Below are 22,888 nucleotides of genomic sequence, written 5' to 3'. Positions count from 1 at the left end.
CCTCTTGGCTTATCGCTCGCGAAACGCTTCGCGGGCCTTGAGCACCGGCTTCAGCAAGTAACTCAGAACTGATTTCTCGCCCGTGCGGATCTCGACCGTGGCGGTCATGCCGGGAATGATTGGGAACTCTTTGTCGCCCGCGCTCAATGAGGCTTTGTCCGTACGCACCAGCAACCGGTAGTACGACGTGTCGCCGCGTGCGCCCTGGCGCGCCTTCTCGTCGTCGCGCAGCGTGTCGGGGCTCAGGTGCTCCACCGTGCCGGTGAGGCCGCCGTAGATGCCGTAGTCGTAGGCCGAGATCTTCACCGTGGCCGGCAGCATCGGGCGAATGAACGCCACGTCCGACGGCTTGATCTTGGCTTCGATCAGCAGCTGGTCTTCCAGCGGCACGATCTCCATGATGTCCGCGCCCTGCTGGATCACGCCGCCGATGGTGTTGGCGCGGATGTTCTTCACGGTGCCCTTCACGGGCGCCTTGATGGTGGTGCGCTTGACCACGTCTTCGCGCGCGCCCATGTTCTCCTTGGCCTGCGCCAGTTCGCCCTCGAAGCGCGTGAGCTCGGCGTTGGCCTCGGCGCGGTACTTGTTCTGGCGCTCGGCGATCTGCAGGCGGAACTCGTTGGACTGGCGCTTCATGCGCAGCACTTCCACTTCGGACATCAGGCCCCGTGCCGACAGCGGCTCCGACAGCGAGATCTCGCGCTCGGCCAGCTGCAGGCTGCGGTTCAGCGCGCCCACGCTTTCGTTCAGCGTCTGGCGGCGCGCGTTGTAGGCCTGCGTCTCGTCGCGCACGATCGAGTCCACGCCCTGCACGTCCGGCGGAAACACCAGCGGCTGTGCATAGGCCTCGGCGCGCAGGCGGGCAATCGCGCCTTTCAATGCCTGCACCTTCGACAGCCCTTCGCGGTACGAGGCACCGGCGCGCGTCGCGTCAATCTCGAGCAGGATCTGCCCGCGCTCGACCACGTCGCCTTCGTGCACGTTCATCGCTTCGAGGATGCCGCCTTCCAGGCTTTGAATGATCTGTTCGCGACTGGCCGGAATCACGCGGCCTTCGCCCTGCGTGATCTCTTCCACCTTGGCAAAGTGCGCCCACACGCCGCCGACCACGAGGATCGCCGCGATCAGGTACAGCACCACCAGGCTGCCGGGCGTCTTCTGCACCAGCATCGCCTCGCGCAGGTCCTTCACGAAGGGCGAGTCTTCCTGGCGCGGCTGTCCCGTGGGGCCCGCGCGCTTGGCGGGCAGCTTTGCCGCGGGAGCCGACACTTTCGCCGGCAAGGCCGGACCGGGAACGGGTTGCGCGGTGGTTTCATTCGTGTTCATGACATCGTTTCCTTGCATCGGTTGCGCGCTCACGCGGGCACCGCTTGTTCGTTCGGTTCATTGCTGGCCGCGCCGCGCAACCGCGCCAGCACCGTGTCCTTGGGTCCGTCCAGGAACACCTTGCCGTCGCCGTCCATCACGACGATGCGGTCGACCAGGTCGAGCACCGACAACCGGTGCGTGGCCACCACGAGCGTCTGGCCCTGGGTGACGTGCGCCATGCGGCGCAGGAATTCGTGTTCGGTCTGCAGGTCCATCGAGCTCGTGGGCTCGTCCATCAGCAGGATGCGCGGGCGCAGCAGCAGGCAGCGCGCCAGCGCCACCAGCTGGCGTTGCCCGCCCGAGAGGCCGTGGCCGCCTTCGCCGATCGGCATGTCGTAGCCGCGCGGATGGCGCGCCGCAATCGAATCGATGCCGGTGATGCGCGCCACGTGCAGAAACTCCTCCGTGGTGGCCGCCGGGTAGCCGATGGTCACGTTGTCGCGCAGCGTGCCGTGGAACAGGCGCGCGTCCTGGCTCAGCAGGCCCACGGCGGCACGCACGTCGGCGGGGTCGATCTGGCCCACGTCGACACCGTCGAGCAGCACCTGCCCGGCACCGGGCTGGTACATCGCGGCCATCACGCGCAGCAGCGTCGACTTGCCGCAACCGATGTTGCCCAGAATGGCGATGCGTTCGCCGGCCTTGATCGTCAGGCTCACGTCCTGCAGCACCGGCGGTGCCGGCTGCATCGGCGGCGCGGGGTACGCAAAGTTGATCTTCTTGAGCGTCACGTCGCCCTTGAACACCGGCTTCGCGAGGTAGCGTCGCTCGGCCATGCGGTCGGCCGGCTTGGCCATCACCTGGTTGAGCGAGGTCAGCGCCGTCTTGGCCTGCTGGTAGCGCACCGCCAGGCCGACCACCGCCGCCAGCGGCGAGGTCGAGCGCCCGGCCAGGATCACGGTGCCGAACAGCGCGCCCATCGTGAATTCGCCCGCGTGGATGAGGTACACGCCCCACACCACGATCACCACGGTCTGCACCTGCTGGATCAGCGTGACGAGGTTCACCGCCATGCTCGAGAGCTTGCGCGACTTCATCGAACTGGTCGACGCGAGCGCGCTGAAGTTTTCCCACTTCTGCTGCATGACGCCCTCGCCGCGCGCGGCCTTGAGCGATTCGATGCCTTCGATGGATTCGATGAGCAGGCCCTGCTTGAGCGAGCCCTCGCGCAGGTTCTCCTGCATCACCTTGGCCAGCGGCCACTGGATGGCCACGCTGATGAGGATGATGAGCGGGATCGACAGCAGCGGCACCAGCGCCAGCGGCCCGCCGATCATGAAGATGATGCCCACGAACAGCAGGCAGAACGGCAGGTCCGACAGCGTCGAAATGGTCGCCGAGGTCACGAAGTCGCGCACCGACTCGAACTCGCGCAGCTGGTTGGCCGCCGAACCCGACGACTGCGGCTTGTGCTCCATGCGCGTGGCCAGCAGCTTGCGGAACAGCATCGAGCCCAGGATGAGGTCGGCCTTCTTGCCCGCCACGTCCACCAGGTGCGAACGCACGTGGCGCGCGCTGAACTCGAACACCATCGCGAACACCACGCCGATGGCCAGCGACCACAGCGTCACGTAGGCCTGGTTGGGCACCACGCGGTCGTACACGTTCATCGTGAAGAAGGTGCTGGCCAGCGTGAGGATGTTGATCAGCAGCGCCGCCAGCGCGGCGCTCGCGTAGTAGCGCCGGTAGCGCCACAGCGTGGAGAACAGCCAGTGCCCTTCGGACTCTTCGGCCTCCGGGCCCGCGCGGTCGTCCAGCTGCGCATGCGGCTTGGACAGCAGCGCATGGCCGCCGTACAGCGCGTTCATCTCGGTCGCATTGAGCGTCATCGTGCCCGTGCCGGCTTCCGGCAGGATCACGTCGTACAGGGCCTTGTCGCCCTGGCCCTTGCGGCCGGTGATCACGCAGGCGCCGCCTTCCTTGCGCAGCGCCACCACGGGGAACAGGTACGACAGCAGGTCGCCCACGTCGCGCTTGACCCAGCCCGCGCCGATGCCCGCCTGCTCCAGGATGCGCACCGCCAGCGTGGGCGACAGCCGCACGTCGCGCGGCAGCCCGGCCTGCAGCGCGGCCTCGCTCAGCGTGCGGCCGTGGTGCGCGCACAGCCAGTGCACGGCGCGCAGCAAGGTGTCGCGCTCTTCCGCCACCATGTCCGTCGGGGGGGGTGCTTTGCCAGGTGCGTCCTGCGCGATCACTGCAGCCATGTCGTTCTTCCTTTTTGCTCGTTGTGATGCATGCGGCATTGCGGCAAGGCCGCGATGCCGGGGTGGTGTGCCTTGAAACCTCAGGGCAACACCCGTCCCTGCCCCTGGGGCATCGGACCTGCATGGCACTGAAATGGAATTCGCAGGAGTCCCCTCATGCGCCGTTGCAGCGGCTGGGGATCTCGAAGCCGGGAGCCGGCGGCACGCGCCGTTCCCATGCCAAGGACTTTACAAATGAGCCCCTGAACAATCCATCGGACTCGTCCGAAATTGCGGCCCCTGCACGCCCGAAAGGGCGTGGTCCCTGCCGTTGCGCGGCAAAGTTCCACACCCTGCGAACCGCGCGGCCCCGGGGCCGCCGGCAGGTCGGCTTACTTCACGCCCTGCACCACCACCTCGACGCGGCGGTTCGGTGCGTTGCAGGCAATGCGTGCGTCGCGCGAACGGCTGGCCGCGCACGACACCACCGTCTCGCGGCTGCCCATGCCTTCGGCCGCGATGCGGTCCGCCGGCAGGCCTTCGTCGGCCAGCACGCGGCTCACCGTCTGCGCACGCAGCTCCGACAGGCGCAGGTTCTCGGGCGCCGTGCCGATCGGGTCGGCATGGCCGCGCACCGCGATGCGCGTCACGCCGTCCAGCGAGTTCGCGCGGATCTGCGTCGCCACTTCGGCCAGCGCCGTGCGGCCCTTGGCGGTCATCGCGGCGAGGTCGGCGCGGCCGAACGCAAACAGCGTGTCCGTGTTGAGCGTGTAGCGGGCCTTCTCGACGGGCGGCGCTTCTGCCACCACGCCGCGGCACGGCTGCACGGCGCTCGCGCGGCTGATCACGTGGCGCTGCTCGCGCGCGCCCGACAGCATGCGCTCGGCATCGGCGCGACGGAAGGGCACGGGCGAGCCCGAGCCGTCCTGCTCCGACACGGCCACGAACACCGTCTTGCCGCCTTCCAGGTCGGCGCGCGTGCGCGGCTGCGACTTGCCTTCGTACGTGGGCGCGTCGCCGATGTAGGCCTCGACCGAGTGATTGCCCGCAGCCACGCACAGGCGCGTGAAGCTGTTGGGCAGCAGCGCTGCGTGGAATTCACCGTCGATGTACACGTGCGCCGCGCCCGGGCGGTTGCCCGATGCCGAGGTGCTCGCGCTGCGAAAGAAGATCACCTGCGCCTGGTCGGGCGCCGCGGCGGGCACTGCGCGGTAGGCCGCGCCCGCACGGGCGGCGGACGGCTGCTTCTGCGACGGGGGCTGCTGCTGCTGCTGCTGTTGCTGAGCCTCGGCAGCGATCGCGGCCAGCAGGCCCAGTGCCACGAGTGCGGCGGCGCGAACGCCGCGGCCGGAAAAATTGGAAGGGGACAAAGAAGACATCATGAATAGCTCCTGATGCCCCGGGCAGGGGCATCCATCAAACAGTGAATGAATTGAGGAAAAGAAAGGAAAGGAAAAAAGGAAGCCGCTGGACAACCGGGGCGGGCCGGCCGGCAGCGCGCAACGGCCATGGGCCGTCGCGCGCGCCAGCCACCCACCGGACGGCTGGCCTGCAGTGCAGGCTTACAGGATCGTCACGTGGACCTTGTCCTCGACCAGCAGCTCGGCCGTGCCGGCCAGGTTGGTGTAGACGCTGTACGTCACACCGCCCACCGTGGCGTTGCTGCCCTGCATCCAGCCGTCGTCGCCGGCCTGGCCGCCGAGCAGGTCGACCTCGCCGTTGGCGCCGTTGACCAGCATCTGCACCTTGCCGTCGGCCGTGACCATGTCACGCGCACCGCCGGCCAGCACGTCCGCCGCGCTCAGCGCCAGCGTGTTGTCGCCTGCACCCAGGTCGAACTTCTCGAAGCCCTGCACCTTCGCCAGGCCGAGGGCCGACAGGTCGATGTGCATCGACTTGCCGTCCATCACCAGGGTGTCGATGCCCAGGCCGCCGTCGATGCGCTCGAAGTCGCCGCTGTGGATGCGAACGGTGTCGTCGCCCACGCCGCCATGCGCCACGTCCGCCGTGCCGACATTCGTGAAGGTGTCGTTGCCGGCGCCGCCTTCCAGGCGGTCGGCGAAGCCAAGCTTGGCGATGAGGATTTCGTCACTCGTCGTGAGGAATTCTGATTCGGCTCGATCAACTATTTTTTGATCAACAGCGAATTGCCCTTCCCCCGTAGTTGCCGTTGCAATCGATATATTGTCCAACTCAATGTAGTCCCACCCATGATTAGGAGCGGCCCCAGGCGTCACGACAAAAGAGCTAAACAAGGCCCCGCCAGGCATCTTGAATTCGAAATATTTATCATCGGGATTGGCATTGAATTTTTCACTAAATATCAACCCCCCAGATTTATCATAAAACGATATCGTTGGCCCAATTGGATCTTGATTATCTCTCATCAAAAATTTAATAGCGCTAGCTTGAACGCCATTATTTAGCGTTGCCTTTGTGGAGCCGCCACTTATCCCCCACGCATGCTCCCCATCGTAATGTGAATCGATCACCCCTGAGTCATACCAACTAATCGCACTCTTCAATTGAGTTATCGTAAAAACACCGGAATCAAGTGAATCCCCTACATTAGGGAACGTCTTAATCGCATCGGAATTGAAATCCTCAAACAGGTCAAAGACCGTTACATCGAAATTAAAACCTCCAGAAGGCGCACTGACATTGCCGGCAGCATCAACGGCTTTAGCGCTGATGCTGTGCGCACCATTGATCAGCGCCGTGGTCGGCGTGAAGCTCCAGTCGCCCGAGGCACTCGCCTTCACCCTGCCAATTTCGGTCGCACCGTCATAAATGACCACGGTGCTGTTCGCCTCGGCCTTGCCCTTGAACTCAGGCTGGGCATCGTCGGTCGTTCCGCCGTTAGTCACGTTGCCGGTCGTGCCCACGTCGTCGTACACCGTCACGATCGTCGGCGCAGCCGGCGCCACCGTGTCCACCGTGAACCCGAACGCAGCCGACGGCACGCTGGTCGTGCCCGCCTGGTTCATCGCCACCGCACTGATGCTGTGGCCGCCCTCGGCCAGTGGTGCGGCCGGCGTGTAGGTCCAGTTGCCCGAGGCATCGGCCTGCAAGCGGGTGACTTCCACGCCGTTGTCGTAAATGATCACGGTGCTGTTCGCCTCGGCCTTGCCCGTGACGACAGGCTGGGCGTCGTCGGTGCGGCCGCCGCTGTACAGCTCGCCCTGCACGGCGCCCACGTCGTCCACCACCGACACGATGGTCGGCTTGGGCGGCGGGGTCGTCAGCACCGTGAAGCCGAACGCGTCCGAAGTCGCGCTGGTGTTGCCCGCCTTGTCGATGGCGGTCACGGTGATGGTGTGCGTGCTGTTGGTCAGCCCGGTGGCCGGCGTGTACTTCCAGTTGCCCGCGGCATCGGCCTGCACGCGCGCGATTTCCACCCCCTTGTCAAAGATGACCACGGTGCTGCCGGCTTCCGCCTTGCCCTTGAATTCGGGGCGGGGGTCGTCGGTGGTGGTGTTCGGCCCCATGTTGCCGAGGATGCTGCCCACGTCGTCGGTCACCGACACGATGGTCGGCTTGGTCGGCGCGGTGGCGTCCACGGTCAGGCCGAACACGCCGGTCGGGGTTCCGGCGATGCCGTTCGCATCGAGGGCCGTGGCGGTCAGGCTGTGCGCGCCGTCGGCCAGCGGCGTGGGCAGCTTGAGCGCCCAGTTGCCGTTGGCGTCGGCCGTCGTGCGGCCGATTTCCACACCGTTGTCCTTGATGACCACGGTGCTGTTGGCCCCGGCCTTGCCGCTGAGATCGGGCTGGTTGTCGTCGGTGAGCGCACCGGCCTGCAGTTCGCCCTTGATCGTGCCCTGATCGTCGACCACCTTGTCGAGGGTCGCGTTGACCATCGGCATGGTCTCGGTCGAGATGTTGCCCGCCGGGTCGATGATGACGGCCTTGGCGTCGGTGTTCGCGTTGACGCCACCGCCGATCTGGATGTTGTCCATCGCGATCCACAGCGTCGGCATCGCCGTCTCGAAACTGACGTGGCCGATCACCTTGCCCGCAGGCGCGGTGTAGGCGCAGTCCAGCTGGCTCGGCGCCGTCAGGTTCAGGGCCACGACCTCGATGACCTGACCGTTCAAGTCATAGACCGTCATGCTCAGGCTCTTCGGGTCGGGGTTGGCCAGGCCCGCCATGTGGAAGGCGATGTAGTCCGTTCCGCCTGCCACGGCGAACCCGAGGGACGGCCCCTGCCCGCCCACCATGTCGACCTGCAGGTAGTTCCCCTTCGTGCCCTGCAGGGCCTCCGAGAAGGAGTCCCCGGGCAGGACACTCATGCCCGCGCTGTCGATCGTCAGGCGACCGACTTGCAGCGAAGGCACGCTCTCCAAAGGCACGCTCGTGAAGTCGACCGTGAACGGCGGCACCGGATTGGCCACGAACACCTTGCCCGCGGCAATGTCTGCCGTGGTGAGCAGGTGGTCGACCTGCTTGTCGCCGAAGGCCACGCGCACCTTGTCGCCCGCCTTGGCGTCGGTGGCGTCGAAGTACACGTCCACGCCCGTGCCGCTGGCCACCAGCTGGGTCGGCGCCTTGGGCGGCACCTGGTCCAGCGTGACCGCCTGCGACAGCGCGGGCCCCACGTTGCCGGCGGCATCGACCACGCGGGTCTGGATGTTCCAGCTCTCGGTGTGGCTGTTGCCGTCCTGCAGCGTCCACTGGGTGCCCGCCACGGAGGCGGCCTTCCAGGTCTGGCCGCCGTCGGTCGACACCTGCAGCGTCTCGTTCGCGGCCAGGGCGGCCGAGAGCACGCCCTTCATCTCGCGGCCCGCGTGGCCGTCGTTGGTCAGGAAGTCGCTGGCGCTGAAGCCGCTGTCGTTGCCGATGTCGGTCACGGTGGCGGTCTGCGTCGGGGCGATGCTGTCCACGGTCAGCTCGAACACCGCCGTCTTCGCGCTCTCGCTGCCGCCCACCGGCGTCACCGTGGCGCTCAGGCCGTGCAGGCCCTGGCTCAGTGCCGCGGTCGGCGTGAAGCTCCAGTTGCCCTTGGCGTCGGCCACGGCCGAGCCCACCAGCGTGCTGCCGTCGTACACCTTCACGGTGCCGCCCGCAGCGGCCTTGCCTTGCAGCGTCGGGGTCGTGTCGTCGGTGAAGCCCCCCTTGTCGATGGCGCCGGTGATGGCGCCCGCGTCGTCGAGCACGCGGTCGATGGTGATCTGCAGCGTCACGGTCACGCCCTGCTGCACCAGCAGGTCGGCCTTGAAGCCCGAGTGCGCATACACCTCGTACACCACGCCGTCGATGGTCACGTTGGCGCCCTTGACCCAATCGCCCGGGTCGGTGCCGTTGGGCAGCAGGTCGGTGAGCGACACCGCATCGCCCACGTTGCCCTTGACCAGCATCTGCACGCGGCCGTTGGTCACGAACTGGTCGACCGCGCCGTTTTCCATCACGTCGCCGAGCGACAGGTTGAGCGTGTTGTTGCCCGTGCCCGTGATGTCGACGATTTCGATGGAACTGACCTTGCGGCCGAGGCCGGTCAGGTCGAGCGTCTGGTTGGCGCCGGTGAGCTTGAGCGTGTCCTGTCCGCCGTTGCCGGAGATGGCCGAGTCGGACAGGTGCTTGACGTCGGTGACGGTGAACACGTTGTTGTCCGAGCCGCCGTGCAAAGTTCCCACAGATGCGTCGGTCAGAGTCTGGCTCTGAGAAAGGTCAGCCAACACGGATGTCTGAACTGCACCAATCACCACGTTGTCCACGAACCATCCATCGTTGTGGGCGCCGATGAACTTGATGCTGCTGAAGGCGGTCCCGATCGGCATCTGTATATCGAAAAGATCGCCGCCGTCATTGCCAACACGCCCACTCTCCCGCCCCGCAGTCAAAGCCTGCGTGTAGATCAAATTTCCGGCGATGTCATAGAACTCGACCTTGTTCCCAACAAAATCCGTCCCATAGATATTGAATTTGGCGGAAGTGGCAACGCCTCCATTCTTCAACGTCAATTGAGACCAGCCGCCCGCCAATCCATCCATATTAACCAGAAGGGCTTTCCCTGTTGCCTGGTTTCCATACTTATCCGTGGCATCGCTGCCCTTGGTGTCGTACAGCGTTGGACTCGTTGTCATATTGCTAGAGGTCACTAGGAATTTCTGTGATTCCATCTTTCCCACAGGGTTCGAGAAATCATCCATCACAATTTCCGTCTCGCTGGTTCTGAACTGCGACGCATTGCCAGCAGGATCAGCGATTGCCGCAGAAACACTCCCAGCCAAACCCACTGGCAGATTGGTGATAAGTACTCTCCCTGCAGCGATGTCAGCAGGGGTCAGCGTGTAGTCGAAATAGTTCCCCTGAAGGATCAAGCTGACCTTGTGACCCACAGCCACATCCGCCGGATTGAATTCAACCTCCACACCGCCATTCACCACGCTGACCTTCGTCGGCGCCGCAGGCGCCACGGTGTCCAGCTTCATCGCCTGTGATTCCACCGGGCCCGCATTGCCCGCCTCGTCCACGACGCGCGTCTGCACCGCCCAGTCGCCGGTATGGCTGTTGTCGTCCTGCGCGCTCCACTTGGCGCCGTCCACGAAAGCGGCCTTCCAGGTGGTGCCGCCGTCGGTCGACACCTGCAGCGTCTCGCCCGCACCCAGCACTGCCGACAGGTTGCCGTGCAGCAAACGCCCGGCGCTGCCGTCGTTGGTCAGGAAGTCGTCGGCGTCGAAGCCGCTGTCCTTGCCGATGTCGATGAGCTCGGCGGTCTGCGTCGGCGGCACGGTGTCCACCACGAAGTCCCACACCGCGGTCTTGGCGCTGGTCAGCCCTTCAGGGTCGGTGGCCGTCGCCGTGATCTGGTGGGTGCCGTCCGCCAGGTTGGCGGCCGGCGTGAACTCCCACTTGCCATTGGCGTCGGCCACGGCGGTGCCCAGCACCACGGCGCCGTCGTAGACGGTCACGGTGTGGCCGGCCTGCGCCGTGCCGTTGAGCGTCGGTTGGGCGTCGTCGGTCACGTCGCCCTTTGGCAGCGGGCCCTGGAGGGCGCCCACGTCGTCCTTCACGCCCTCGATCGTGGGCGGGTTCGGAGCCACGGTGTTCAGGTTCACTTCGTACACGGCGCTCGGTGCGGTGGGGTTGCCCGCCGGGTCCACCTCGATGGCCGTGAACTCGTTCTTGCCCGGCAGCAGCGGCGTGGTCACTTGCAGCGCCCACTTGCCGTCCGCGCCCACGGTGGCGCGGCCCAGTTCGTGGTTGATGCCCGTGCTGTCCTTGACCATCACGATGATGGTGTCGCCGGCCGTGCCGGTGCCGCGGATTTCCGGCAGGGTGTCGTCCGTGCCGGTGCCCGAGGCGATGTTGCCGGTGACGGCACCCACGTCGTCCTGCACGCCCGAGATGGCCAGCTTGCCGGCGTCCGGCGGGGTGTAGTCGGTCGTGACAGTGAACTCGCCCGAAGGCGCGCCCGTGTTGCCCGCCTTGTCGGTGGCGGTGACGGTGAAGGTGTGTTCACCCTCTGCCAGCGGCGTGGTCGGGGTGTAGCTCCAGTTGCCATTGGCATCGGCCACGGCCGTGCCCAGCTTGGCGCCGTTGTCCAGGATGGTCACGGTGCTGCCGGCTTCGGCCTTGCCCGACAGCGTCGGGGTCGGGTCGTCGGTGGTGCTGCCGTTGACGAGTGCACCTTGCTTGGCACCCACGTCGTCCTTCACCTCGTCGATGCTCGGCGCAGTCGGAGCCAGCGTGTCGATGGTGAAGTTCACCACCGAGGTCGGCTCGCTCGTGTTGCCCGCCTTGTCGGTGGCCGTGGCGGTGATGGCGTGTGCGCCTTCGGCCAGGTCGGCCGTGGGCGTGAAGCTCCACGTGCCGTCCGCCTTGACTTCGGTCTGGCCCAGCAGGGTCGCGCCGTCGTACACCTTGATGGTGCTGCCAGCCTTGCCCGTGCCCTGGATTTCAGGACGCGTGTCGTCCGTGCTGCCGTTGGCAGCAATCGCCCCCTTGATCGCGCCCTGGTCGTCCACCAGCTTGCTGATCGACACCGTCACACCCGAGGTGTCCACGGTGATGTCCAGCGCCGGGCCCTTGCCGCTGCTGTTGCCAGCGGGGTCCACCACTTCGGTCGTGAGCGCATGCGCGCCATCGGCCAGCGGGTTCGTGGGTGTGATGCTCCAGTTGCCGTTCTCGTCGGCCACGGCTTCACCGATCTTGGTGTCGCCGTCGTACAGGTTGACGGTCGCGCCCGGTTCGGCCTGGCCCTTGAACTCGGGCTTGTTGTCGTCGGTGGTGTCGCCGCTCTTGAGCGGGTCTTGCACCGCGCCCACGTCGTCCAGCACTTCCAGGCCCGTGACCGCGCCCGGTGCCTTGGTATCGACCACGAAGTTCCAGATGCCGGTGGCATCGCTGGTCTGGCCCACCGTGTTGGTGGCCGTCGCCGTGATGTTGTGCGTGCCGTCGGCCAGGTTGGTACCCGGCGTGAAGCTCCACTTGCCCGTGGCGTCGGCCACGGTCTGACCCAGCAGCGTCGCGCCGTCGTACACCTTGATGGTGTTGCCGGCTTGCGAGGTGCCGATGATCGTCGGCTTGGCGTCGTCGGTCACCTGGCCCTTCTGCAGCATGCCCGTGACCGAGCCTGCATCGTCCTGCACGTTCTGGATCACCGGCACGCTCGGGGGCGTGCTGTCCAGCGTCACCGTGTACGGCGCGCTCGGTGTCGTCGGGTTGCCCGCCGGGTCCACTTCAACGGCCGTGAACTCGTTGCTGCCTTGCAGCAGCGGCGTGCTCACTTGCAGCGTCCAGTTACCGTTGGCATCGACCGTCGCACGGCCGATCTCACGGCTGCCCGTGGCGTCCTTGACCGACACGATGATGGTGTCGCCTGCGGTGCCCGTGCCGCTGATCAGCGGACGGCTGTCGTCGGTCGTCCCGCCCGAGGCGATGTTGCCCAGAACGCCGCCCACGTCGTCTTCCACGCCCGTGATGGCCAGCTTGCTGGCGTCCGGTGCGGTGTAGTCGGTGGTGACGGTGAACTCGGCCGAAGGTGCGCCCGTGTTGCCGGCCTTGTCGGTGGCGGTGACGGTGAACGTGTGTTCGCCCTCGGCCAGCGGCGTCGTCGGGGTGTAGCTCCAGTTGCCATTGGCATCGGCCACGGCCGTGCCCAGCTTGGCGCCGTTGTCGTACACCGTGACGGTGCTGCCGGCTTCGGCCTTGCCCGACAGCGTCGGGGTCGGGTCGTCGGTGGTGGCGCCGTTCGTCAGGGCGCCTTGCTTGGCACCCACGTCGTCCTTGACTTCGTCGATGCTCGGCACGCTCGGTGCGCTCGTGTCGACGGTGAAGTTCACCGCAGACGTCGGCTCGCTCGTGTTGCCCGCCTTGTCGGTCGCGGTGGCGGTGATGGCGTGTGCGCCTTCGGCGAGGTCGGTCGTGGGCGTGAAGCTCCACGTGCCGTCCGCCTTGACTTCGGTCTGGCCCAGCAGCGTGGCGCCGTCGTATACCTTGATGGTGCTGCCGGCCTTGCCCGTGCCCTGGATCTCGGGGCGCGTGTCGTCCGTGCTGCCGTTGGCCGCGATGGTGCCCTTGATGGCGCCCTGGTCGTCCACCAGCTTGCTGATCGACACCGTCACACCCGAGGTGTCCACGGTGATGTCCAGTGCCGGGCCCTTGCCGCTGGAGTTGCCAGCCGGGTCCACCACTTCGGTCGTGAGCGAGTGATCGCCATCGGCCAGCGGGTTCGTGGGCGTGATGCTCCAGTTGCCGTTCTCATCGGCCACGGCTTCACCGATCTTGGTGTCGCCGTCATACAGGTTCACGGTCGCGCCCGGCTCGGCCTGGCCCTTGAACTCGGGCTTGTTGTCGTCGGTCGTGTCGCCGCTCTGGAGCGGGTCTTGCACTGCACCCACGTCGTCGAGAACCTCGAGGCCCGTGACCTGGCCCGGGGCCTTCGTGTCGACCACGAAGTTCCAGATGCCGGTGGCATCGCTGGTCTGGCCCACGGTGTTCGTGGCCGTCGCGGTGATGTTGTGCGTGCCGTCGGCCAGGTCGGTACCCGGCGTGAAGCTCCACTTGCCCGTGGCATCGGCCACGACAGTGCCCAGCAGCGTCGCGCCGTCGTACACCTTGATGGTATTGCCGGCCTGCGAGGTGCCGATGATCGTCGGCTTGGCGTCGTCGGTCACCTGGCCCTTCTGCAGCATGCCCGTGACCGAACCTGCATCGTCCTGCACGTTCTGGATCACCGGCACGCTCGGGGGCGTGCTGTCCAGCGTCACCGTGTACACGGCGCTCGGTGCGGTGGGGTTGCCCGCCGGGTCCACTTCAACGGCCGTGAACTCGTTGCTGCCTTGCAGCAGCGGCGATTCCACCTGCAGCGTCCAGCTGCCATTCGCATCGACCGTTGCGCGGCCGATCTCACGGCTGCCCGTGCCGTCCTTGACCGACACGATGATGGTGTCGCCCGCGGTGCCCGTGCCGCTGATCAGCGGACGGCTGTCGTCGGTCGTCCCGCCCGAGGCGATGTTGCCCAGAACGCCGCCCACGTCGTCTTCCACGCCCGTGATGGCCAGCTTGCTGGCGTCAGGTGCGGTGTAGTCGGTGGTGACGGTGAACTCGCCCGAAGGTGCGCCCGTGTTGCCTGCCTTGTCGGTGGCGGTGACGGTGAATTTGTGCTCGCCCTCGGCCAGCGGCGTGGTCGGGGTGTAGCTCCAGTTGCCGTTGGCGTCGGCCACAGCCGTGCCCAGCTTGGCGCCGTTGTCGTACACCGTGACGGTGCTGCCGGCTTCGGCCTTGCCCGACAGCGTCGGGGTCGGGTCGTCGGTGGTGGCGCCGTTCGTCAGGGCGCCTTGCTTGGCACCCACGTCGTCCTTGACTTCGTCAATGCTCGGCACGCTCGGTGCCAGCGTGTCGATGGTGAAGTTCACCGCAGACGTCGGCTCGCTCGTGTTGCCCGCCTTGTCGGTTGCGGTGGCGGTGATGGCGTGTGCGCCTTCAGCCAGGTCAGTCGATGGCGTGAAGCTCCACGTGCCGTCGGCCTTGACTTCGGTCTGGCCCAGCAGCGTGGCGCCGTCATACACCTTGATGGTGCTGCCGGCCTTGCCCGTGCCCTGGATCTCGGGCTTCGTGTCGTCCGTGCTGCCGTTGGCAGCAATCGCACCCTTGATGGCGCCCTGGTCGTCCACCAGCTTGCTGATCGACACCGTCACACCCGAGGTGTCCACGGTGATGTCCAGCGCCGGGCCCTTGCCGCTGCTGTTGCCAGCGGGGTCCACCACTTCGGTCGTGAGGGAGTGCGCGCCATCCACCAGCGGCGTGCTGGGCGTGAAGCTCCAGTCACCGTTGGCATCGGCGACGACTTCGCCCAGCAGCGTCGCGCCGTCGTACACCTTCACGGTGCTGCCGGCTTCGGCCTTGCCCTTCAGCTCGGGCTTGTTGTCGTCGGTCGTGTCGCCGCTCTTGAGCGGGTCTTGCACTGCGCCCACGTCGTCCAGCACTTCCAGGCCCGTGACCGCGCCCGGTGCCTTGGTATCGACCACGAAGTTCCAAATGCCCGTGGCATCGCTGGTCTGGCCCACGACGTTCGTGGCCGTGGCGGTGATGTTGTGCGTGCCGTCGGCCAGGTTGGTACCCGGCGTGAAGCTCCACTTGCCCGTGGCATCGGCCACGACCTGGCCCAGCAGCGTCGCGCCGTCGTACACCTTGATGGTGTTGCCAGCTTGCGAGGTGCCGATGATCGTCGGCTTGGCGTCGTCGGTGACTTCGCCCTTTTGCAGCATGTGCACCACGCCCACGTCGTCCTGCACGTTCTGGATCACAGGCACTTCCGGACGGCCGGTGTCCACGGTCACGGCGTACTCGGCGCTCGGCGCGGTCTTGTTGCCCGCCAGGTCCATCTCCACGGCGGTGAAGACGTTGCTGCCCGAGGCCAGCGGCGTGCTCACCTGCAGCGTCCACGTGCCGTCCGCGGCCACGGTGGCACGGCCCAGTTCGCGTTCGCCCGTGGCGTCCTTGACCATCACGATGATGGTGTTGCCGGCCGCACCGCTGCTGGTGCCGCTGAGGGCCGGGCGGGCGTCGTCGGTGGTCTCGCCCGAGGCCACGTTGCCCATGATGCCGCCCACGTCGTCGGCCACGCCGGTGATCGCGAGGTTGGCTGCGCTCGGCGGGGTCGTGTCGACCACGAACTCCAGCGGATCGGACGGCTGGCTTTCGTTGCCGGCCGGGTCACGCTCCACGATGGTGATCGAGTGATCGCCTTCGGCCAGATCGGTCGGCGGCGTGAACGTCCACTTGCCGTCCTCGCCCACTTCGACCTCGCCGATTTTGTTGCCGTTGTCCTTGATGACGATGGTGTCGCCCGGCGTGCCTTCGCCGTGGATTTCAGGCTGGCGGTCGTCGGTGACGCCGCCCGGGGCGATGTCGCCCTGCACTTCGCCCACGTTGTCGATGGCGCCGCCCACTTCCGGCTTGGCCGGCGCGCTCTGGTCAACGGTCAGGTCGAACGCGGTGGACGGTGCGCTGGGGTTGCCCGCCTTGTCCACGGACACGGCCGTGAAGCTGTGCGCGCCTTCGGCCAGGTTGACAGAGGGTGTGAACTCCCAGTTTCCATCGTTGTTGGCCACGACTTCGCCCAACAGAGTGGCGCCGTCATAGATCTTCACGGTGTCGCCCGCGCGCGCCGAGCCGATGAGGGTCGGGCGGGTGTCGTCGGTGGCGTCGCCGTTGGCAAGTGCGCCCTGCTGCGCACCGACGTCGTCCATCACGTACACGATCGTCGCGCCGGGGGCCGGCACGGTGTCCAGAATGACGCTGTACGGCGCGCTCGGCGCCGTCGGGTTGCCCGCCGGGTCCACTTCGATCGCCGTGAATTCGCTGATGCCGGAAGCCAGCGGCGTGGTCACTTGCAGTGCCCACTTGCCGTCCGCACCCACGGTGGCTTCGCCCAGCTTGTGGTTGCCCGTGCTGTCCTTCACCATCACGATGATGGTGTCGCCCGCCGTGCCCGTGCCGCGGATCAGCGGCAGCACGTCGTCGGTCGTATGGCCCGAAGCCACGTTGCCGGTGACGGCGCCCACGTCGTCTTCCACGCCCGTGATAGCCAGCTTGCTGGCGTCCGGTGCGGTGTAGTCGGTGGTCACCACGAACGGCGCCGAAGGCGCGCCCGTGTTACCGGCCTTGTCGGTGGCGGTGACGGTGAACGTGTGTTCGCCTTCCGCCAGCGGCGTGGTCGGGGTGTAGCTCCAGTTGCCGTTGGCATCGGCCACGGCCGTGCCCAGCTTGGCGCCCTTGTCGTACACGGTCACGGTGCTGCCGGCCTCGGCCTTGCCCGACAGCGTCGGGGTCGGGTCGTCGGTCGTGGCGCCGTTGACGAGTGCACCTTGCTTGGCGCCCACGTCGTCGGCCACGGCGTCGATGCTCGGTGCGGTGGGAGCCAGCGTGTCGATGGTGAAGTTCACCACCGAAGTCGGCTCGCTCGTGTTGCCCGCCTTGTCGGTGGCGGTGGCGGTGATGGCGTGTGCGCCTTCGGCGAGGTCGGTCGTGGGCGTGAAGCTCCACGTGCCGTCCGCCTTGACTTCGGTCTGGCCCAGCAGCACGCCGCCGTCGTACACCTTGATGGTGCTGCCGGCCTTGCCCGTGCCCTGGATCTCGGGGCGCGTGTCGTCCGTGCTGCCGTTGGCAGCGATGGTGCCCTTGATGGCACCCTGGTCGTCCACCAGCTTGCTGATCGACACCGTCACACCCGAGGTGTCCACGGTGATGTCCAGCGCCGGGCCCTTGCCGCTGGAGTTGCCAGCCGGGTCCACCACTTCCAGGCTCAGCGAGTGATCGCCGTCGCCCAGCGGGTTCGTGGGCGTGATGCTCCAGTTGCCGTTCTCGTCGGCCACGGCGCTGCCCAGCAGCGTGTCGCCTTCATACAGGTTCACGGTCGAACCCGGTTCGGCTTGGCCCTTGAACTCGGGCTGGTTGTCGTCGGTCGTGTCACCGCTCTTGAGCGGGTCTTGCACTGCACCCACGTCGTCCAGCACGTCCAAGCCCGTGACCTGGCCCGGTGCCTTGGTATCGACCGAGAAGTTCCAGATGCCGGTGGCATCGCTGGTCTGGCCCACGACGTTCGTGGCCGTGGCCGTGATGTTGTGCGTGCCGTCGGCCAGCGCCGTCTCGGGCGTGAAGCTCCACTTGCCCGTGGCATCGGTGACGACTTCACCGATCTTGTTTCCGCTGTCGTAGATCTTGACGGTCGTGCCCGGCTGCGCCGTGCCGATGATGGTCGGCTTGGCGTCGTCGGTGACCTGGCCCTTTTGCAGCATGCCTTGCGAAGCACCCACGTCGTCCTGCACGTTCTGGATCGAGGGAGCGGGCGGCGGATCGCCGGCGGCAATCACCGTGTACGGCGCGCTCGGTGCCGTCGGGTTGCCCGCCGGGTCTACTTCAATCGCCGTGAACTCGTTGCTGCCGTACAGCAGCGGCGTGCTCACCTGCAGCGACCACTTGCCGTCGGCGCCCACGGTCGCTTCGCCCAGCTTGTGGTTGCCCGTGCTGTCCTTGACCATCACGATGATGGTGTCGCCGGCCGTGCCCGTGCCGCTGATGACCGGACGGCTGTCGTCGGTGACGGCGCCCGGGGCCACGTTGCCTTGCACCAGGCCCACGTCGTCTTCCACGCCGGTGATGGCCAGCTTGCTGGCGTCCGGTGCGGTGTAGTCGGTGGTCACCACGAACTCGCCCGAAGGCGCGCCCGTGTTGCCCGCCTTGTCGGTCGAAGTCACGGTGAACTTGTGCTCACCCTCTGCCAGCGGCGTGGTTGGGGTGTAGCTCCAGTTGCCATTGGCATCGGCCACAGCCGTGCCCAGCACGACGGTGCCATCCTTGACGGTCACAGTGCTGCCCGCTTCGGCCTTGCCCGACAGCGTCGGCGACGGGTCGTCGGTCGTTGCGCCGTTGACGAGCGCGCCTTGCACGGCGCCCACGTCGTCCTTGACCGCATCGATGCTCGGTGCAGCAGGTGCGATCGTGTCGATGGTGAAGTTCACCGCAGGCGTGGCTGCGCTCACGTTGCCGGCCAGGTCGGTGGCCGTGGCGGTGATGGCATGCGCGCCTTCGCCCAGGTCGGCCGTGGGCGTGAAGCTCCACGTGCCGTCGGACTTGACGATCGTCTCGCCCAGCAGGGTCGCGCCGTCGTACACCTTGATGGTGCTGTCGGCCTTGCCCTGGCCCTGGATCTCGGGACGTTTGTCGTCGGTCGTGCCGTTGGCCACGATGGCGCCCTTGACGGCACCCTGGTCGTCCACCAGCTTGTCGATCGACACCGTCACGCCGGAGGTGTCCACGGTGATGTCCAGTGCCGGGCCCTTGCCGCTGCTGTTGCCAGCGGGGTCCACCACTTCGGTCGTGAGGGAGTGCGCGCCGTCGCCCAGCGGGTTGGTCGGCGTGATGCTCCAGTTGCCGTTCTCATCGGCCACGGCTTCACCGATCTTGGTGTCGCCGTCGTACAGGTTGACGGTCGCGCCCGGCTCGGCCTTGCCGTTGAACTCGGGCTTGTTGTCGTCGGTGGTGTCGCCGCTCTTGAGCGGCTCTTGCACCGCGCCCACGTCGTCCAGCACTTCCAGGCCCGTGACCTGGCCCGGGGCCTTGGTGTCGACCGAGAAGTTCCAGATGCCCGTGGCATCGCTGGTCTGGCCCACGACGTTCGTGGCCGTGGCCGTGATGTCGTGCTTGCCGTCGGCCAGGTTGGCACCCGGCGTGTAGCTCCACTTGCCCGTGGCGTCGGCCACGACCTGGCCCAGGAAGGTGCCGTTGTCGTAGATCTTCACGGTGGTGCCGGCCTGTGCCGTGCCGATGATGGTCGGCTTGGCGTCGTCGGTGACCTGGCCCTTCTGCAGCATGCCCGTGACCGAGCCTGCATCGTCCTGCACGTTCTGGATCACCGGCACTTCGGGTCGGCCCGTGTCCACGACGATCGTGTACGAGGCGCTCGGTGCGGTCTGGTTGCCGGCCTTGTCCTGCTCGATGGCGGTGAACTCGTTGGAGCCCACGGCCAGCGGCGTGGTCACTTGCAGCGACCACTTGCCGTCCGCGCCCACGATGGCCGTGGCCAGCTTGTGGTTGCCGGTGGCGTCCTTGACCATCACGATGATGGTGTTGCCGGCCGTGCCGGTGCCGCTGATCGCAGGCAGTGCGTCGTCGGTGGTCACACCCGGGGCCACGTTGCCCGTGATGCCGCCCACGTCGTCATGCACGCCGGTGATCGACAGCTTGCTGGCGTCAGGCGGCGTGTAGTCGGTGGTCACCACGAACTCGGCCGAAGGCGCGCTCGTGTTGCCCGCCTTGTCGGTCGACGTCACGGTGAAGGTGTGTTCGCCCTCGGCCAGCGGCGAGGTCGGGGTGTAGTTCCAGTTGCCGTCCTTGTCGGCCACAACCGTGCCGAGCACGACGCTGCCGTCCTTGATGGTCACGGTGGTGCCGGCCTCGGCCTTGCCCGACAGGGTGGGCGACGGGTCGTCGGTGGTGCCGCCGTTGGTCAGTGCGCCCTGCACGGCGCCCACGTCGTCCTTGACCGCGTCGATGCTCGGTGCGGTGGGGGTGATCGTGTCGATGGTGAAGTTCACCGCCGGCGTGGGATCGCTCACGTTGCCGGCCAGGTTCGTGGCCGTGACGGTGATGGCGTGTGCGCCTTCGCTCAGGTCGGCCGTGGGCGTGAAGCGCCACGTGCCGTCCGCGCCGACCACGGTCTGGCCCAGCAGCGTGGCGCCGTCGTACACCTTGATGGTGCTGCCGATCTTGCCGGTGCCCTGGATCTCGGGACGCGTGTCGTCGGTGCTGCCGTTGGCCGCGATGGTGCCCTTGACGGCGCCCTGGTCGTCCACCAGCCTGTCGAGGGTCACGACGCCGGGAATGGCGTCCACGATCACGTTCAGCGGCTCGCCCTGGCCGCTGCTGTTGCCGGCCGCATCAACCACCTCGGTGGTGAAGGCGTGGTTGCCGCTGGCCAGCGGCGTGTCGGGCGTGAACGTCCAGCTGCCGTTGCCGCCGGCGATGGCTTCGCCGATCTTCACACCGTTGTCGTACACGTTCACGGTGGCGCCCGGCTCGGCCTTGCCGCTGAAGGTCGGGCGGTCGTCGTCGGTGGTCATGCCTTCGGTGAGCTTGCCCACCGAGCCGCCGACGTCGTCGGTGACCTCGAAGTCGGTGGCCTTGCCCGGTGCCGTGGCGTCCACCGAGAAGTTCCAGATGCCGGTGGGGTCGCTGGTCTGGCCCACGGGGTTGGTGGCCGTGGCGGTGATGTCGTGCTTGCCGTCGGCCAGGTTGTTCACGGGCGTGAAGCTCCAGTTGCCGCCGGCGTCGGCCACGACCTGGCCCAGGAAGGTGCCGTTGTCGTAGACCTTGACGGTGGTGCCGGCCTGCGCGGTGCCGATGATGGTCGGCTTGGCGTCGTTGGTGACTTCGCCCTTCTGCAGCATGTGCACGACGCCCACGTCGTCCTTGATGTTCTGGATCACGGGCACTTCCGGACGGCCGGTGTCGATGTTGACCGTGTACGGCTCGGTCGGGAAGGTCCCGTTGCCGGCTGCGTCGTGTTCGACGACGGTGAATTTGTTCTGGCCCGCCGCCAGCGGTGTGTCCACCTGCAGCGTCCACTTGCCGCCTTCGCCCACGATCGCCTCACCCAGCTTGTGGGTGCCGGTGCTGTTCTCGACCCACACGACGACGGTGTGCCCGGGCGTGCCGGCGCTGGTGCCGCTGAGCAGCGGACGCGCGTCGTCGGTGGTCTCGCCCGAGGCGACGTTGCCCTGCACGGCGCCCACGTCGTCGGCCACGCCGGTCAGGGCCAGCTTGCTGGCGTCCGGCGGGGTGACGTCGATCTCGAACTCGAACGGGTCGGAAGGCTTGCTTTCGTTGCCGGCCGGGTCGCGCGCGACGATGGTGATCGAGTGGTCACCCTCACCCAGGTCGATGGACGGAACGAAGGTCCAATTGCCGTCCTCGCCCACGTCGGCGATGCCGATTTCCTTGCCGTTGTCCTTGATGACGATGGTGTCGCCGGGCGTGCCCTGGCCGTGGAATTCAGGCTGGCGGTCGTCGGTGACGCCGCCGGGCGCGATGGGGCCCTTGATATCGCCCATGTTGTCGATGGCGCCGCCCAGCTGGGGCTGGTCGGGCGGGGTCGTGTCGACGTCGAACTCGAACGGCTTGGAGGGCTTGCTCTCGTTGCCGACCGGGTCGCGCTCGACGATGGTGATGGCGTGGTCACCCTCGCTCAGCGGGTCCTTCGGCGTGAAGGTCCACTGGCCGTCCTTGCCCACCTGGACTTGGCCGATTTCCTCGCCCTTGTCCTGCACGATGATGGTGCTGCCCGGGGTGCCTTCACCCTTGAATTCAGGGCGCGGGTCGTCGGTGGCACCGCCCGGGAGCACGTTGCCCTGGATCAGGCCCACGTCGTCCTTGACCTGGCCCGGGCCTTCGCCGTTCCAGCCGGGCTGGACCGGCGGGGTGATGTCGACGCCGAACTCGAACGGGTCCGAAGGCACGCTTTCGCGCCCGCCCGCATCGCTCTCGGTGATGGTGATGGAATGCTGGCCGTCCTCCAGGTCCTTGGTGGGCGTGAATTTCCATGCGCCGCTGCCGTCCACGACGACCTTGCCAAGTTCCGTTCCGTTGTCGTACACGGTGACGGTGTTGCCGGGCGTCCCGGTGCCATGGAAGTCGGGGCGGGTGTCGTCGGTCTCGCCGCCGCGCTCGATCGGACCTTGCACGAGGCCCACGTCGTCATGCGCACCGCCGATGCCGTCGAAGCCGGGCTTGCCGGGCGGTTGAACGACGGGCGGCGCCACGGGGGGCAGGCTGGGCGGCGCAGTCTCGCCGTCGCTGCCGCTGGCCGCGGCGATCGCGCCGATGCCCAGCGCGACCAGGCCGCCGGTCAGCAGAAGCGGCAACATGCCGCCCATGAAGTCGTTGCCGGTGCCGGCTTCGGCACCCGCCAGGTACGAGACGCCGGAGCCGAACGAATCGCCGCCCAGCGCCACGGGCGTCGACCGGCCTTCGGTCAGCGAGAAGATCTCGCTCGCGCCGTCGGTGGCGGTGTACGCATACAGCTGGCCGTCTTCGGCCACGCCGTACAGACCCACGGGTTCGGATTGCGCGTAGTAGCCCTCGAGCACCAGGCTCGGGCTCGCCTCGCCTTCGAGCGTGACATGCAGGTCCGCACCCACACGGGTGAGGGTCACGTTCTCGGGGGCAAAACCGTCTTCGCCCTTGAGCAGGTACTTGGCGCCCTTGCCGACCTTGATCTTGAGCGGCGCCTTGCCGGTCGCTGCGGCGTCCACCGTGTGATCGATGTTCTTGCCGTTGCTGCTGACGACGACCTTCGTCTTCTTCTTCGTTGCCATGGGATTTCCTGTGCTCGCTGG

Annotated in this window: 4 protein-coding genes; all 4 read right to left on the bottom strand. The window is 67.1% G+C overall.

Going from position 1 to position 22,888, the window contains the following annotated elements:
- Window positions 1–9 precede the first annotated feature (9 nt).
- The 4 genes from GFK26_RS11235 to GFK26_RS11220 all read right to left on the bottom strand — a co-directional run bounded on the left by GFK26_RS11235 (window position 10) and on the right by GFK26_RS11220 (window position 22,867).
- Window positions 10–1,326, bottom strand: coding sequence for an HlyD family type I secretion periplasmic adaptor subunit (locus tag GFK26_RS11235; protein WP_153282040.1), 1,317 nt, complete (start codon window positions 1,324–1,326; stop codon window positions 10–12).
- Window positions 1,327–1,355: 29 nt separating this feature from the next.
- Window positions 1,356–3,572, bottom strand: coding sequence for a type I secretion system permease/ATPase (locus tag GFK26_RS11230; protein WP_153282039.1), 2,217 nt, complete (start codon window positions 3,570–3,572; stop codon window positions 1,356–1,358).
- Between the two features lie 371 nt (window positions 3,573–3,943).
- Window positions 3,944–4,930 carry an OmpA family protein gene (locus GFK26_RS11225; protein WP_228121970.1) on the bottom strand — a complete coding sequence of 329 codons (987 nt, stop codon included), beginning with the start codon at window positions 4,928–4,930 and terminating at the stop codon, window positions 3,944–3,946.
- Between the two features lie 183 nt (window positions 4,931–5,113).
- Window positions 5,114–22,867, bottom strand: a complete 17,754-nt coding sequence (locus tag GFK26_RS11220; protein WP_153282037.1) for an Ig-like domain-containing protein — start codon at window positions 22,865–22,867, stop codon at window positions 5,114–5,116.
- Window positions 22,868–22,888: the final 21 nt, after the last annotated feature.

This window comes from Variovorax paradoxus, assembly GCF_009498455.1.
GTDB classification, from domain to species: Bacteria; Pseudomonadota; Gammaproteobacteria; order Burkholderiales; family Burkholderiaceae_C; genus Variovorax; species Variovorax paradoxus_H.
Note: the sequence above shows the minus strand (reverse complement) of the source record. Positions and strands in the feature narration are given on the sequence as shown.

Coding starts and splice junctions, on each gene's coding strand:
- GFK26_RS11235 (WP_153282040.1), bottom strand. CDS start 1,326: ATGAACACGAATGAAACCACCGCGCAACCCGTTCCCGGTCCGGCCTTG.
- GFK26_RS11230 (WP_153282039.1), bottom strand. CDS start 3,572: ATGGCTGCAGTGATCGCGCAGGACGCACCTGGCAAAGCACCCCCCCCG.
- GFK26_RS11225 (WP_228121970.1), bottom strand. CDS start 4,930: ATGTCTTCTTTGTCCCCTTCCAATTTTTCCGGCCGCGGCGTTCGCGCC.
- GFK26_RS11220 (WP_153282037.1), bottom strand. CDS start 22,867: ATGGCAACGAAGAAGAAGACGAAGGTCGTCGTCAGCAGCAACGGCAAG.